Annotated in this window: 14 protein-coding genes and 1 pseudogene; 13 read left to right on the top strand and 2 right to left on the bottom strand. The window is 60.8% G+C overall.

Annotated features, from left to right (window positions below; translation table 11 throughout):
* Window positions 1–161 precede the first annotated feature (161 nt).
* Window positions 162–1373: an FAD-dependent monooxygenase gene (locus CJ179_RS47050; RefSeq protein ID WP_095866046.1), complete on the bottom strand. Its 1212-nt coding sequence runs from the start codon at window positions 1371–1373 to the stop codon at window positions 162–164.
* Window positions 1374–1532: 159 nt separating this feature from the next.
* Between CJ179_RS47050 and CJ179_RS47055 the strand changes: the two genes are divergently transcribed.
* The 7 genes and pseudogenes from CJ179_RS47055 to CJ179_RS47090 all read left to right on the top strand — a co-directional run bounded on the left by CJ179_RS47055 (window position 1533) and on the right by CJ179_RS47090 (window position 9466).
* Window positions 1533–3233 (top strand): helix-turn-helix domain-containing protein, encoded by a 1701-nt coding sequence (locus tag CJ179_RS47055; RefSeq protein ID WP_143549062.1) that lies wholly within the window; start codon window positions 1533–1535, stop codon window positions 3231–3233.
* Window positions 3234–3336: 103 nt separating this feature from the next.
* Window positions 3337–4065: an HpcH/HpaI aldolase/citrate lyase family protein gene (locus tag CJ179_RS47060; protein WP_257016288.1), complete on the top strand. Its 729-nt coding sequence runs from the start codon at window positions 3337–3339 to the stop codon at window positions 4063–4065.
* Window positions 4066–4243: 178 nt separating this feature from the next.
* Window positions 4244–4596: pseudogene (locus tag CJ179_RS54310) on the top strand (aldo/keto reductase).
* Window positions 4597–4852: 256 nt separating this feature from the next.
* Window positions 4853–6073, top strand: coding sequence for an ABC transporter substrate-binding protein (locus CJ179_RS47075; RefSeq protein ID WP_095866051.1), 1221 nt, complete (start codon window positions 4853–4855; stop codon window positions 6071–6073).
* A 27-nt stretch (window positions 6074–6100) separates the two neighbouring features.
* Window positions 6101–6991: a branched-chain amino acid ABC transporter permease gene (locus CJ179_RS47080; protein WP_095866052.1), complete on the top strand. Its 891-nt coding sequence runs from the start codon at window positions 6101–6103 to the stop codon at window positions 6989–6991.
* A 17-nt stretch (window positions 6992–7008) separates the two neighbouring features.
* Complete coding sequence (locus CJ179_RS47085) at window positions 7009–8766, top strand: ATP-binding cassette domain-containing protein (RefSeq protein ID WP_257016289.1); 1758 nt, start codon at window positions 7009–7011, stop codon at window positions 8764–8766.
* On the top strand, window positions 8735–9466 hold the full coding sequence (locus tag CJ179_RS47090; RefSeq protein ID WP_095866054.1) for an ABC transporter ATP-binding protein: 732 nt from the start codon (window positions 8735–8737) through the stop codon (window positions 9464–9466). The genes CJ179_RS47085 and CJ179_RS47090 overlap by 32 nt, the downstream gene beginning before the upstream one ends.
* A gap of 99 nt (window positions 9467–9565) precedes the next feature.
* Here CJ179_RS47090 and CJ179_RS52405 read toward each other — a convergent pair whose 3' ends face one another.
* Window positions 9566–10051 (bottom strand): hypothetical protein, encoded by a 486-nt coding sequence (locus tag CJ179_RS52405; protein ID WP_218834936.1) that lies wholly within the window; start codon window positions 10049–10051, stop codon window positions 9566–9568.
* Window positions 10052–10057: 6 nt separating this feature from the next.
* On the opposite strand from CJ179_RS52405, the gene CJ179_RS47095 reads away from it, so the two are divergent.
* The 6 genes from CJ179_RS47095 (at window position 10058) to CJ179_RS47115 (ending at window position 14041) form a co-directional block, all read left to right on the top strand.
* The gene (locus CJ179_RS47095) at window positions 10058–10930 is read left to right on the top strand and encodes a cytochrome P450 (RefSeq protein WP_218834937.1); all 873 of its coding nucleotides are present in this window, start codon (window positions 10058–10060) and stop codon (window positions 10928–10930) included.
* Between the two features lie 77 nt (window positions 10931–11007).
* Entirely contained in the window at window positions 11008–11199 is a 192-nt protein-coding gene (locus CJ179_RS47100; RefSeq protein WP_095866056.1) for a ferredoxin, read from the top strand.
* Complete coding sequence (locus tag CJ179_RS47105; protein ID WP_095866057.1) at window positions 11199–12398, top strand: NAD(P)/FAD-dependent oxidoreductase; 1200 nt, start codon at window positions 11199–11201, stop codon at window positions 12396–12398. The genes CJ179_RS47100 and CJ179_RS47105 overlap by 1 nt, the downstream gene beginning before the upstream one ends.
* A 2-nt stretch (window positions 12399–12400) precedes the next feature.
* On the top strand, window positions 12401–12556 hold the full coding sequence (locus CJ179_RS51920; RefSeq protein WP_179377922.1) for a hypothetical protein: 156 nt from the start codon (window positions 12401–12403) through the stop codon (window positions 12554–12556).
* Between the two features lie 264 nt (window positions 12557–12820).
* Window positions 12821–13207, top strand: a complete 387-nt coding sequence (locus CJ179_RS47110) for a VOC family protein (RefSeq protein WP_179377923.1) — start codon at window positions 12821–12823, stop codon at window positions 13205–13207.
* Window positions 13208–13225: 18 nt separating this feature from the next.
* Window positions 13226–14041, top strand: coding sequence for a phytanoyl-CoA dioxygenase family protein (locus CJ179_RS47115; protein ID WP_095866059.1), 816 nt, complete (start codon window positions 13226–13228; stop codon window positions 14039–14041).
* Window positions 14042–14049 lie beyond the last annotated feature (8 nt).

Consider the following 14049-nt stretch of genomic DNA (forward strand, 5'->3'; position numbering starts at 1 on the left):
CCATTCAGATGTCCGGCGAGGCCGAATTTTTGGAACTCGTGCGCGAACATCTGAATGAGTACCACCCTCAACTCACATACACCGACGAGCAAATTCTCGCCTTTGCCCTATGAGACCTCGACGATTCCGCGACTCGAGGAAACGTGCGCATGGCGCAGATCTCACCTGCCGGCTCCGTACAACCCGAAGTTGGCGGCCGGGTCTTCGGTCGACCAGACCGCCTGGCACTGGGCAGCGGTCCCCAGCTCACGCGACCGGGCGATCAGGGTCTCGCCGAGATCAATCTGAGAGCGCTCCCACGTCGACAGCGCCTGTGCTATGTCACTCGGGTTGTCCCGGAGGCTCGCTGCCAGCTGCCAGCCGTTCTCAGCAGCTTTGGCCGTTCCGGCGGCCGCGTGTGGCCGCGCGACACTTGCCGCGTCGCCGAGGATCGCGACCCGCCCGCCAACCATCTGCGAGGCGGTCTGGTCCACGATCACTTGCAGAAACGGATTCGGTGTCCGGCTCACCATCTGCGCGAGCGGTTTCGAGAAGTCATTGGCTGCCGCGCGCATCTCGTCGACGTAGCGCTGATCCACGTCGTGCAGTGAGAACGGACGTCGCTGACCGGCGCTGTCGGTCATCAGCGCATCCAGTTCGACGCCTTCCGGGACCGGCCGATACCAGACGTAGTTCAGCGCCCGCCGTCCATGGGCACCTGCGAACGGGATCGGATAGGCGACGATGTGGCTGTTCCCGGTGCTCCCGAACGAGATCGAATCGAACAGCGCATCGACAACGTCGCGGTCGAGCAGGTCCGGGTCGACCACACCCCGCCAGCCGACGTAGCCGGAATAGGTCGTCTCGACCGGAACCCCCAGAATGTTGCGGGCCGTGGACGAGATGCCGTCGGCACACACGACGAGATCGGCCTCGACGGCCAGGCCTGACTCGAATCCCACCGTCACGCCGTCCGTGGTCTGCTCGATCGACGCCAGGTTGTGGGCCAGGTGGTAGTTATCGAGCGTGACCAGTTTGAGAAGTTCACGGTAGATCGTGGTCCAGCTGGTGAGTCGATAGTTCCGCTTCGGAGCCGTGACGGACTCGCCGGTCGGCGAGTAGGTCCGGACTTTGGTCGGGGTGCAGCTGATGGCGTCGACGTCGACACCGTTGTGTTCGACAAGGATGCGCAGCAGGGTGCTGTGGGCAACGATCCCGGCGCCGGCGCCGTCGAGGAGCTGCGGAGATCGTTCGAAGACGTCCACCTCCCAACCCTCCGACTGGAGCACAGCTGCTGCGTGAAGCCCGCCCAGGGAGCCGCCCACGATGACGGCCCTTCCAGAGCGCCGAACGGGTTCACTCGAGCGCTGAGTCGGTTCAACAATTGTGGTCATGTCTCAAAGCATCGGGCACTCGGATCAGGGCAGGCAATGGGACAGAACACCGAGAAGAGTAGTTTCGCTGTGATATGACACATTGATGCACATCACATCAGATGTGACACTCGTCATACGCCTCGAGTCGGCGTCTTAGTTGGAAGGAGGAGACCGTTGGTGGACACGACCGGTCTTCACACACCCCCGGCGTACTTGGTCGGCGGTGCGTCCTACCGGCAATGGGTGGACGCCCTCGCCTCCATCACCCGCGCTGTCAACGAAAACGACTCGGAGCGCGGAGTCGGTGATCTCATCGCTCGCTCGTGTCAGCGTCTCATCGGCGTCGACCGAGTGGCTGTGCTCATCGGCGACAAGGGCGCCAATGCCTTGAGGCTGGTGGGCGCTGCGGGGCTGTCTCCGGACTACGTCGAGCAGGTGAACAACCAGACCCCGATCGAGATCGACCCCGACCCCGACCTCGCGCTCGTCGCCGGGTCACCGTCCAGTCGCGCATACCGGGGACGCCGATCGCTCTCCGTCGCGGACATCCGCACCAACAGCAGCTTCGCCCCCTGGCGTGAGTCCGCCGAGGAGGAGGGCTTCCAGTCCATGTTCGCGGCGCCACTGGTGACGAGCAAGAGCACCCTGGGCGTCCTCGCTTGCTACAACGACACCGTCGGGCTGTTGACGCCCGCTCAACGCGAACTCACGGAGATGCTGGCCGACCACGCCGCTCTAGCGATGGAGTCCTTCCAGCTGCGTAACGAACAGACCCAAGCAGTCGAGCGCATGACCCAGGCGGTCCAGGAACTCCGGCGGGACCGCCGGTTGCATCAAGACCTGATGGAGCTCGTCCTGGAGGGCGGCTCGGTTGATGACATCCTGCAATCAGCCTCTAAATCATTGGGATTGCTACTCGAAATCGATTCGAACTGCCGGGAATCCGACAAGCGAGTCGCCATCTCCGTGGCCGGCGAACACTTCGGGTCCATCGAGGCCGATCAAAAATTGGATTCGCAGGCGCGGCGCGCACTCGAATCAGTTGGTCTCGTCGTCGCACTCGAACGGCAGCGGCTGCAAGTCGCCGACGAGATCGGAAATCGACATGCCACGGAACTCCTGACCGAGATTCTCACCAGCAATCATCTCGTAGACGCCGACGAACTGAACGACCGGGCGCTGCGGCTCGGATTCCGACTCGACCTGCCCAACGCGGTGATGGTGTTCCGCAGTGATCAGCCCGTGCCGAAGATCGCGCGGCGGGTGGCGGAGATCGTACGAACGGCCGCCGATGGAACGCATATTCACCCGATCGCGTCGTACCGTGGGGACGTCGCCGTGGCGCTCTTGCCAGAAGACGCCGACTTGGAGCGCGCGTCGAGTTTCCTGCATTCGGTGGTGAACCAAAAGATCACCACCACAACCGTTTCCTCGGTTCTCGGTCCTCTGACATCCGCGCCGGACGATCTCGCCTCCAGCTATCGGATGGCAACGGCGGTCCTGAAGATTCGGCAGAGCCGACACATCAACGGCAAACTGATGCGACTCAACGACACCGGCACACTGGGACTGCTGCTGTCGAACGTCTCCGAGGACACCGTGAGATTCAGCCAGTCCCTCCTGGCCCCGCTCACCGATCCATCCAACAGGGCCAGTGACTCATTACTCCCGACCCTGCGGACTTACCTGCTGCACAATCGCAGTTCACTGATGACCGCACGGAAACTCTCAGTCCACCAGAACACCGTTGCCAACAGACTCGATCGAATCTCGACGTTGACGAACCGGTCGCTGGAGAACACCGAGCACCTGCTGGATTTCAGCCTCGCACTCCTCATACAGGACGTTCTCGAAGTAGACGAATCACATCACGCGTGAACATAGAGCAAGGAGCATCAAACCCCCCATGACCTCAACAATGCAACAAAGCGGCTTCAGAGCAGCGCTCTCCCGTCAGTCCCTCACGTTCGGCACCTTCGCGATGCTCGACAGCGCCCTGACGTGTGCTCTGCTCTCACGTTCCGGATACGAGTTTCTTGTTGTCGACCTGCAGCATTCGCCGTTTGATGTGCGAAGAATAGAAGCGGTCATCGGCAGTTGTGTCGGAACCACATGCAGTCCGTTGGCCAGGGTCCTCCCCGGGAGGCCAGACCAGATCGGCTGGATACTGGACTTGGGCGCCCATGGAGTTGTCGTGCCGCTGGTCAACACCCCCGACGACGCCAAACGCGCCATCGACCAGTGCAAATATCCACCACGCGGCCGACGCAGCATCGGTGCCGTCAGGAACCTGATGTTCCGCGGAGCCGACTACGCCGACGTCGCCGACGACGACGTTGCCTGCATCATCCAGATCGAGCACGTCGACGCTCTGGCCAACCTCGACAGCATCCTCGATGTCGGCGACATCGACGCGATCATGCCCGGGCACATCGATCTTGCGCGCTCCATGGGCTACAAACTGCAATACGGGCCTGCGAGCATCCCGACCGAGGTCACAGCTGCGATAGCCGAGATCGAGCAGGCCGCGAAGAAGCGCTCGATACCCGTCATCCCGGTCCCCGGTAGTCTGCCCGAAATCGAGGTGGCGTTGGCGAAAGGCCACCGGGTCATCTGCTGCGGCACCGATTTTCACACCTTCCGGGCAGCGATCGAACGCCAGATCCAAGACTGCCGCGACCTGGCCGCCGGGCTTGCCGATCCCTCTTGACCGCGCCCTACTCAGACACCCTCTTCCCGACGACCTGATCTTTATTCGAACGGAGATTCACCACTACGTTGAAGATGAACTTCTTAGGGTCGTCCGGCCTGCAGGTCTCGGCGCTCGGTTTCGGCACGATGATGTTCGGGGCAGCGATTCCTACTTCGGGAAATTCGGAGCACAGGGCGTGAAGGCAGCCACCGATCTCGTTCACAGAGCCCTCGACACCGGCGCCAATCTGTTTGACACTGCGGACTTCTACTCTGCTGGGTTGTCCGAGGAGATATCGGGAAAAGCGACCGGCGAAACGAAACACTCGTATCGACAAAACTCAGATACCCGATGGGCTCTGGACCCAACGACGGTGGTCTGTCGCGCCACCGTGTCATAGAGGCGTGTGAGGCACCCCGGTATCGCTTGGCAATCGACCACATCGACATCCTTCACCTCCACGAGATCGACCCGGCGAGGCCCCTGGAGGAAACGATATGCGCCCTGGACGGCGAAGGTCGCGCGGCTTCGGCAACACTGTGCCGGTGAACGATGAGGACTTGTTCCGGATCCTCGATGTGGTCACCGACATCGCGGACGACCGACGATGTTCGGTGTCTCAGGTCGCGATCAACTGGGTTGTGCCCCGACCCACGGTCCCTGCGATGCGAGACCAACGATCTCGCACAGCGGGCCGCTTTCCGGTCGACTGTTGAGCGACACATTGGCGGACCCACAGAAAGTCCCCATCCACTTATGTTTCAGCACATGTTCTTGCCGGGCCGAATGGTAGAACATCTTCGGTATGAACCAGATCACACCAGGATGGAGCCGGCGTCGATCGGCCGGGCATTCAAACGTCAACGTCGGCAGGAGATCTCGCAGGAAGCAGATCCTCGGGATCTTCTCGGTACTGCTCGCGTTGATGCTTCTCGTGGCGTGCGGATCGAGAAGCGCGGCCAACGAGAACGAATTGGTTGTCGGCCACCTTGCCCACCTGACCGGAGCTGACGCCGGACCGTACGGCCTCCCCTATCGCAACGGTCTCGACATGGGCGTCGAAGCCGTCAATGCCAGCGGCGTACTGGGTGACGTCGAACTGGTTGTGAACACGAAAGACGTCGGTTCCGAAGTCCCGTCTGCTGTAACACAATACAGTCAGTTCAGGAACGAAGACATATCAGTGTTCGTCAGCCCGAGTTCTACGCCCATCCGGATGGCGCTCCAGCCCTATGTCGAATCCGACGACGTCATGCTCTTCAGTTCGACAGTCGGCAGCAAGGACGCCGAAGCGGTCCGCGGGGTCTACGTTCTCAACGACGGCAGCACCCCCGATACCAATTTCGGCATGCGTCTCGGCGGTCAGCAGCAAACCAACCGTGCGGTCGTCGTCACTGATGGCGACAACCCCGCATTCAAGTCTCTCGCCACATCGTTCAAGACCGGTTACGAAGAAGCGGGCGGTCAGATCGCCGATCAAGTGTCGATCTCCGCTTCAGACAGCGACTTTGCGCCGGTTGTCACCAAGATCAGGGCGAGCCGGCCCAACTTGGTTCTCATCTCGTCTCTCTCGGAAACCGCCGGCAACCTGATCACCCAGATGGCCCAGTCAGGTGGCTTCGATGACGTTCTCTTCGCAGGGGTGACGTCCTGGCAGAAGCAGGTCTTCCAGACTGCGGGCCCTGCGGCAACCGGGTCGGAATACGCCGTCTACTGGGCCGCCGATCCCGAGGGAGACTTCGAGAAGAGCTTTACCGCAAAATATGGCGAAACCCCCAACTCTTTCGCAGCATCCGGGTACCAAGCCGCGTGGCTGATCGCCGCGGCTGCGTCACTGGCGACCGAGAACGGAGATCCCCTCGACGGCAAGACACTGTCCGAGTACATGCCCGAGGTGGCAAAAACCGACATCATCGCTCAACACGGTATCTATCCGGAGTGGCAACTACGCGAGAACGGCACGGCGAGCTTTGCAGGTGCAGCAGTGGAGTTCGCCAGCGATGGAACATCCGATGTGGTCAAGTGACGAACACTCATAGAACTGGGAACTGAGATGAGTTTTCTTCTACAGCAGATCATCAACGGACTTGCTCTCGGCGCGGTCTTCGCATTGTATGCACTGGGTTTCAGTATGGTTTTCGCCAACATGAAAGTTTTTCATGTTGCACATGCCGCCATCTTCACATGGGGAGCGGTGTTCGCCTGGGAGCTCACCGAGAGTTACGGGTGGCCCGTATTCATCGCGATGCCGGTAGTCGCCCTGTTCGGCGGCTTACTCAACACCCTGACGTACTACTTCGCCATTCGACATCTCCAAGGCCGTAAGAACGCGGACATGTACATCTTCGTCTCGAGCCTCGGGGCGGGCATCGTCCTGACCGAACTGGCGATCCTGTTCCTCGACAAGAAAGTGGTGCGCCTGCCCTTCGGCCTCGTCCCCACCTACAACCTGACCATCGGACCGCTCACGGTCTCGAGCATGCAAATGTTGATGCTGGGCACTGTCGCCGTCATGTTCTTCGCCCTCCGTTGGCTGCTGGGATCGACGCAGTTCGGTCGTGAAGTCAATGCAGTTGCGACAGATCGGGAAGCTGCGGGTGTACTCGGCACAAACGTAGAGCGAGTGAGCGTTTCCGTGTTCTTCCTGTCCGGAGCACTCGCGGGAATCGGCGCCACGTTGGTGGCGGCGGCGTTCAACATCGTCGACGCGAATCTCGGTCACAACTACCTCGTCATCGCAATGGCCATCTTGGTGATCGGTGGCATCGGGAGCGTCTCTGGGGCGTTGATCGGCGGCCTGATCGTCGGCCTGGTCTCCGCAATCACAACCGGTTACATCTCGTCGTCTTATCGCGACGTGGTGGTCTTCGGATTGATGCTGGTGTTTCTCGTCCTCAGGCCGGACGGAATATTTCAGTCAGCCAAAGTTGTCAATCGGGCATGAAGAACTGAAGGGTGATCATGAACTTTTTTTCGAACTTTGGTGCGTACGACTTCTTGATCCGCGATTCACTGGTGTTGATACTCGTGGGAGCGAGCATCTACATACTCTTCAATGCCGGATATTTCGCTGTGCCGCAAATCGGTTTCATGGCGATCGGCGCCTACACATCGGCTCTTGTCTCCAAGGACCTGGATTTTCCGCTACTGCTGTCTCTCATTTCAGCCGTGATCATGGGTGCTGTGTTCGGAGGGGTCCTGGGTGTGGTGCTGGCCAGATTGAACGGCGTGTATCTGGCGATCGCCACAGTGGGGTTCAGCGAGATGATCCGAGTCACTCTCCGGAATCTGGAATTCACCGGCGGGCCGACCGGAATCGTCGGGGTCGATCGGTCACTGACCGATCTACACATCATTGTGATCCTCGTGGCCGCATTCGGCATCCTGGCATTGGTGGCCAACACCCGCCACGGTAGAGCCATGACTGCCATCCGCGAGGACTCACTGATGGCGGCACATCAAGGGATCAGCACCGGCAAGTACCGGTTCGCCCTGTTCGTCGGGTCAGGTTCGCTCGCCGGTCTCGCGGGCGGGATGCAAGTGCACGTGACCGGATTCGTCGAACCCTCGGCATTCTCGTTCGATCTGCTCAGCGACATTCTCGCGGCAACGGTGGTCGGCGGAATCACGGTGGTAGCCGGCCCCATTGTCGGCGGCGCCCTCCTCTTCGGCCTGGCTGAAGGCCTGAGGGACCTGCAAGAGTATCGGCACCTCATCAACGGGGCGTTGATCGTCATCATCGTCGCATTTGTTCCATCGGGCCTGTATCTCCTTGTCAAAAACGGAGTAGTCGACATGGCCCGGCGGCTCGGTCTGGTGACAAGCCGCTGGTCCGATTCGGTCGATGATGAGGCCTTGGCGAGGTTCGAGACCCGATCACACCCTGAAATCCCCACGGTGTCGCCATCGGATCTGCCCACACCAGATTCCAAAGGTCCACCGATACTCAGTGTCTCAGGACTGGCCAAGAGCTTCGGAGGGGTCAAAGCGGTGCGCGGTGTCGACTTCGCCGTGAAGCGAGGCGAGATACTGGGAATAATTGGACCGAACGGTTCCGGCAAGACGACAGTGCTCAATCTGCTGTCGGGTGTCTACATACCCGACTCCGGACATGGAACGCTGCTGGCGGCGGATCTCGATGAGTTGTGGGGAAAGCCGAGTCTCGTCATGCGCGCGGGGCTGTCCCGTACATTCCAGAACATTCGCCTGATCGACGGCGCTTCGGTGGCGGCCAATGTTCGAATCGGTGCCTATCGGGGAGATGCCGACGGGGACCTGCTGACACGCCTCGGTCTGGGTGTATTGCGGCCGACTGTCGCGGCAAGCGGCAGGTCGGACGATGCCGTCGAACGGGCGATGGCCCGCGTGGGTATCACCGATGTCGCCGATCTCGACGTTAATTTTCTGCCCTACGGACTCAAGCGCAAGGTCGAGATCGCCCGGGCGTTGGTCGCGCAGCCTGAGGTCCTGCTCCTCGATGAACCAACGGCGGGAATGTCACCAACCGAACGCGATGAGATCTTCGACCTCGTTCAATCGATTCGCGCAGAGGGAACGAGTGTGGTTGTCGTGGAACACGACGTGGGTTCCATGACAAAGCACTGCGACCGGCTGGTTGTCCTCAATTTCGGTCAGGTCTTGGCAATCGGACCGGCCGCCGATGTTATCAAGGAGGAGGCAGTAATCGATGCATACATCGGACGCGTTACTCGCGCTTGACAATCTGTCCGTCACGTACGGACATGTCAGAGCTGTCGACGGTGTCAGCTTGACCGTTGGCCACGGTGAGGTGGTGGCCCTACTGGGAGCGAACGGGGCCGGCAAGTCGAGCTTGCTTCGCGCCATCAGCGGCACCGGCGGAGAGCGAAACGGATCAGTACTGCTTCAGGGCGAATCCCTTCTGGACGGAGCGCGGTATCGTGTCGCGCGCCGTGGGGTCGCACACGCCATGGAGGGGCGCCGAATCATCGGTCCGCTGACCGTGGCCGACAACCTGCTCCTGGCGGCGCACGCGTCACAACGGAACGAACGCCGCGCGGTGCCCGGCCGACTCGACGAGGTGTTTTCATACTTCCCCAAGCTCTATGAGCGACGCGCTCAACATGCAGGCCTGCTCAGCGGAGGGGAACAGCAGATGCTGGCGATCGGCCGGGCCATCGTGTCCCGACCCGATCTGTTGCTGCTCGACGAGCCGAGCATGGGACTGGCGCCGATTGTCATCGAGGAGATCTACGAGCTCCTGCGCAGCCGCGAAGGCACGCTGGCGTCCTGTGGAATCCTCCTGTCGGAGCAGAGCGCTGCGCTGGCACTCGGTGTCTCGGAGCGGGCGTACGTCCTGGCACGTGGTCGCATCGTGTTCGACGGACGTGCGGACGAGCTCGACAAAGAAAAAGTCGCTGCGGCCTATTTGAACAACTGACCGGTTATCCGACCCGACCCGGCGTCAGCGTTGTGATGTCCACCAACATCTCGGACGCAGATTGTGCCAACAGGCATACCTGGGCCGATGCCGCTACTCCTACAGTGGGGTGACGCACGTCTCACGAGAACTCGAGGTGTTGTTGCATACCCCTCGCCAGATCTCGAACAGCTCGAGCAACACATAGGGGAATCCACTTACGGACAACACTGCCGCGCGGGTGCCACGCACGGTTATTCGAATTGAGAGAAGGAACAGAAAACAATGAACAACGTCGCCGTAGACGTACCGACCGTCGATTTCGATTTCTATGATCCATCGTTCACCAATGACCCCTATCCGGTGATCGAGGCGATCCGGGGCACCGGGCGAATGGTCCGCCACGAGACCGCCGGCCACTTCATCCTCACCAGCTATCGCGACTGTGCGCGCGCAATGGGGCAGGGTGACCTGTTCGCCGCGGATGTCGCCAACATCGAGACGTTGTTCGGCGGACCGCCGTTCGCCGGTATGGAGGGCAAGCGCCACTCCGATTTCAAGAGCATCTGGGCGCGCGACCTGCGGCGTAAGACGGTGGCCGAGCACCAGGAGATGATCGGCCAGATCGTCGCCACCGCGACCGCCGACCTCATCGAGCGCGTCCGATCCGGCGAGGTCGTGGATGCGGTCGCGGCTTTCACGCGGAGCATCCCGACCATCGTGATCGCAACACTGATGAACTTGCCGAAGGAAAGGGTGCCCGAATTCATCGCGTGGACCGATCAGATGGGCGGGATCATGGAAGGCCGCGACGATCCGTCACCGCGCGCACGCGAGTTGGTGGCCACGGGACTCGAGGCCACCGGTGAGATGAACCGCTTCGTCGGGACCATCGTCGAAGATCGAAAGAAGCATCCCGGCGACGATCTCGTCAGCAGGATTGTTCATACCGAGGTCCCAGTCACCTTAGCAGAGACCATCTCCGCGAACACCCAGTTGGTCTTCGCCGGCAACGAAACGACATCCAAGCTCATGGGCCTGTCGCTCGTGGCCTTGGCGGCACACCCCGAGCAGCGCGACGAGTTGCGTAGAGATCGCAGTCTCATCCCTCAGGCCATCGAAGAGATCCACCGTTGGACCAGCGTCAAGACCTGGAGTATCCGATTCCTCAAGGCAGATGCCGAAATCGGTGGTGAAGTTCTCCCAAAAGGCACCACCCTCATGGCAATGCAGGGCGCGGCCAACCGGGACCCCGAACGGTGGGAAAACCCGGGCGTCCTGGATATCCACCGTGCGGCCAAAGCGCATCTGGGATTCGGAACCGGCCCGCACACCTGCATGGGCTTGAACTTGGCACGACTCGAGGTGGCAACCGTTCTCAACAGACTTCTCGATGAGATCCCGGAATGGGAAGTCAACAATGTGGACTACGGTCGCAATTCGATGATTCGTGGACCCGTCGAGATACCTGTATCACTGTCCTGAAACACCGCCATGACTGGATCAATCAGCCAAGCCACCCATCCAGTCGTTCATGAGATCAGCAAGGAAACAGGTGAATCATGTATGTTGCCGTAGAAATCGATAAATGCACCGCCTGCGGTGCCTGTGTCCTGGAAGCACCAGACGTCTTCGATCAAGATGACGAAGGAATTGTCATCGTACTCGACCGCAATCCCCCGGAAGACCTCCGGGAACAAACCGAAGACGCGGCAGACGCCTGCCCGTCGGCAGTCATCGAAGTCCGCGACTGATGACCTCCGTAGATCTTCCACACACGCCCCCCGAATCGGTGGTGGTGATCGGCGCATCCGCCGCCGGTCTGGCCACGGTGACGAAGCTGCGACGGGACGGTTACGAGGGCAAGGTGACGCTGCTCGGCGAGGAGGCGCATGCCCCATACGACCGTCCCCCGCTGTCCAAGAAATTTCTGACCGGCGCGTGGGAACCGGAGAAGCTCGCCCTGGCCAGCTCGGATCAGCTGACCGATCTGAACACCGATATACGGTTGTCGACCAGGGTGGCGGCTATGGACATCAAGCGCGGCCTGGTGGTGGACGACACCGGGCTGGAGTACCCCTACGAGGCGGCAGTGATCGCCACGGGGGTGCGGCCGCGGCCGTTACCGGCTGTTTCCACGGGGACACCCCACGTCCTCCGGACCATCTCCGACGCGCGCCGTCTCAAGGACTGCCTCCGAGCCGGCAAGCGCCTGCTCATAGTCGGTGCCGGGTTCCTCGGACTCGAAGCGGCCGGCACTGCCGTGAGATTGGGTGCGCACGTGACTGTCGTGGAGACGGCCCTGTTCCCCCTGTCGAGCCGCCTCGGCATAACGACTTCCAATCGCCTGCTCGCTTTACACGGCACCAACGGAATTGATTTGCGTCTCGGCGTGGCGGTCGAAGATGCCAGGATCGCAAATTCGAACGTCTGGACGGTGGACCTGAGCGACGGTGAGACCATCGAGGCAGACGAGGTCCTGGTCGCCATCGGGTCGATTCCGGTGACCGAATGGTTGGACGGTAGCGGCGTCGACATCGACAACGGTGTCGTGTGCGACTCCAGTTGCCAGGCGGTGCCTGGCGTCTGGGCGGCAGGCGATGTCGCCCGCTGGTGGGACGTTCGGCACGAGAAGCACATCCGAACAGAACATCGCACGAACGCGACAGAACAGGCCCAGTTCGTCGCGTCCGCGATCCTGGGTAAGAAGCGTTCTTACGTTCCTGTCCCGTTCTTCTGGACGGATCAGTACGACGTTCGCATCCAGGTGGCCGGGCACATACCCGAAGGAGCCGTCGAGGAGGTGTTGGAGTCCGGATCTCACGAGGATTCGACGATCAGCCTGTTCCACAAGGATGGGACCCTGACCGGAGTCCTCGGCTGGAACGCGCCCCGCGAAGTGAGTAAGTATCGCCGAGAATTACTGGCGCAGAACAAGGTTTGGGAGAGTTAGCTGTGTTCGAGGTGATCTGCCCGGCTTGCGGCGGCTTATCCGAGGGAAAGACGATCGAGTTGCTGTATCAGGCGGCACGCGCCCATACCGTCGACGATCATGGCTACGACGTCCCCCGGGACCATGTCGTCACCGATTCCTACGAAGTCCACAGCTGAACTGAGAGCCCGACGTTGCCCACCTGCGCACCCACCAGCGGCTTTCGCTGGTGGGTTTTCGTCGTCTCGCGGCCCCTGTTCGGCGGCGTCCACTTCGCCGCCGGCATGCCATGGTCGTGCGAGTGGAGCAGGTCACTGATGCTCGCACCTGTGATTGGCGTCTCGCACAGGTAAGGGTCTACGTTGTGGCAAAGTCGAACGTAATCGCACCAGGTTGTTGATTCCAACATGGATATCGGGAGAGGGCGACGGCATCATATTTTCATGAGTACATCGCCCTGGGGAATGTCTTTCGATCACGTGAGCGTATCTGTCGGCGATCCGGAGGCATCACGAAAGTTCTATTGCGACGTCTTGGGATTCAACCAAACCCCCCGCCCGGATTTCGGTTTCGACGGCGTCTGGTTGGAAATGTCAGGAACGCCGATACATCTCACGACCGGCGGTTCCACGCCCGGCGCCAGCCGCGCACTGCGACCGAACGAACCGCATTTCGCTGTGACCATTTCTGTCGAGCCCGCCGTTTTTCTGGAGCACCTCGAGAAAAACGGCGTTCAGGGATACGAACTGCAGGATTCACCGGCCGCCCGGTGGCAATACTTCGTGGCGGATCCGGACGGCAACATGATCGAATTCTGCATCTACAATTGACGAATGGATTAATATATCATGAATGAACCCGTGATCTCGGAACTGAACGATCTGTACGCGGTGCCCGAGGGCACCCTCGACCACCTGCGCACCCACAGCTGGGCACGACTGCCCGGACTGCTGTCGGCCGAGGCAGTCGAAACGATCCGCCAGCAGGTCGACAAGTACGCGGCTCCGGTACAACCGTCGGAAACCGAGAAGTGGATGACCTCGGACGAGTACGCCAAGGTTCTGCGCAGTCACGACGGCATGGCATGGACCGACGATTGGTTCCGGGACCTCGCCCTCATGCCTCGACTGTCCACCCTGGCCCTCCAGCTCCTGGATCGCCAGGAGGGTCTGTTCATCCACGACATGACGTTCACCAAGCCCGGAAATGAGGGCGGCCCGACGCCATTTCACCAGGACTACCCGTTTTGGCCGTTCGATCGGCAGGGAGCGTTCACGATCTGGATCGCACTCACCGACCTGACACCAGACATGGGCACTCTGCAGTTCATGCCTGGCTCGCATCACGAAGGTCCCCTTGGCAGGTTCAGTCGGGCTCCCGGCGATGACATCAGGAACACCTACACACATCTGGAAGAGAAGTACGGATTCGAAGGTGGAACAGCGCTCAACGCCGGCGACGCCACCGTGCACTACGACCTCACCGTGCACGGCGCCAGCCAGAACCTGACTCCTGGTCCTCGGGCTGCGTACACGCTGCGTTATATGCCAACTGATGTCGTGTACACCGGAGCACCGCACCGACATTTCGACGCCTTCAACCTCACACCAGGAGAACTGTTCGCGGATTCGCCGCATGTACCTCACATCAGCTACTCCAACTGACACACCAC

The organism is Rhodococcus sp. ACS1 (genome assembly GCF_002300155.1).
Taxonomy (GTDB): Bacteria; Actinomycetota; Actinomycetes; order Mycobacteriales; family Mycobacteriaceae; genus Rhodococcus_F; species Rhodococcus_F koreensis.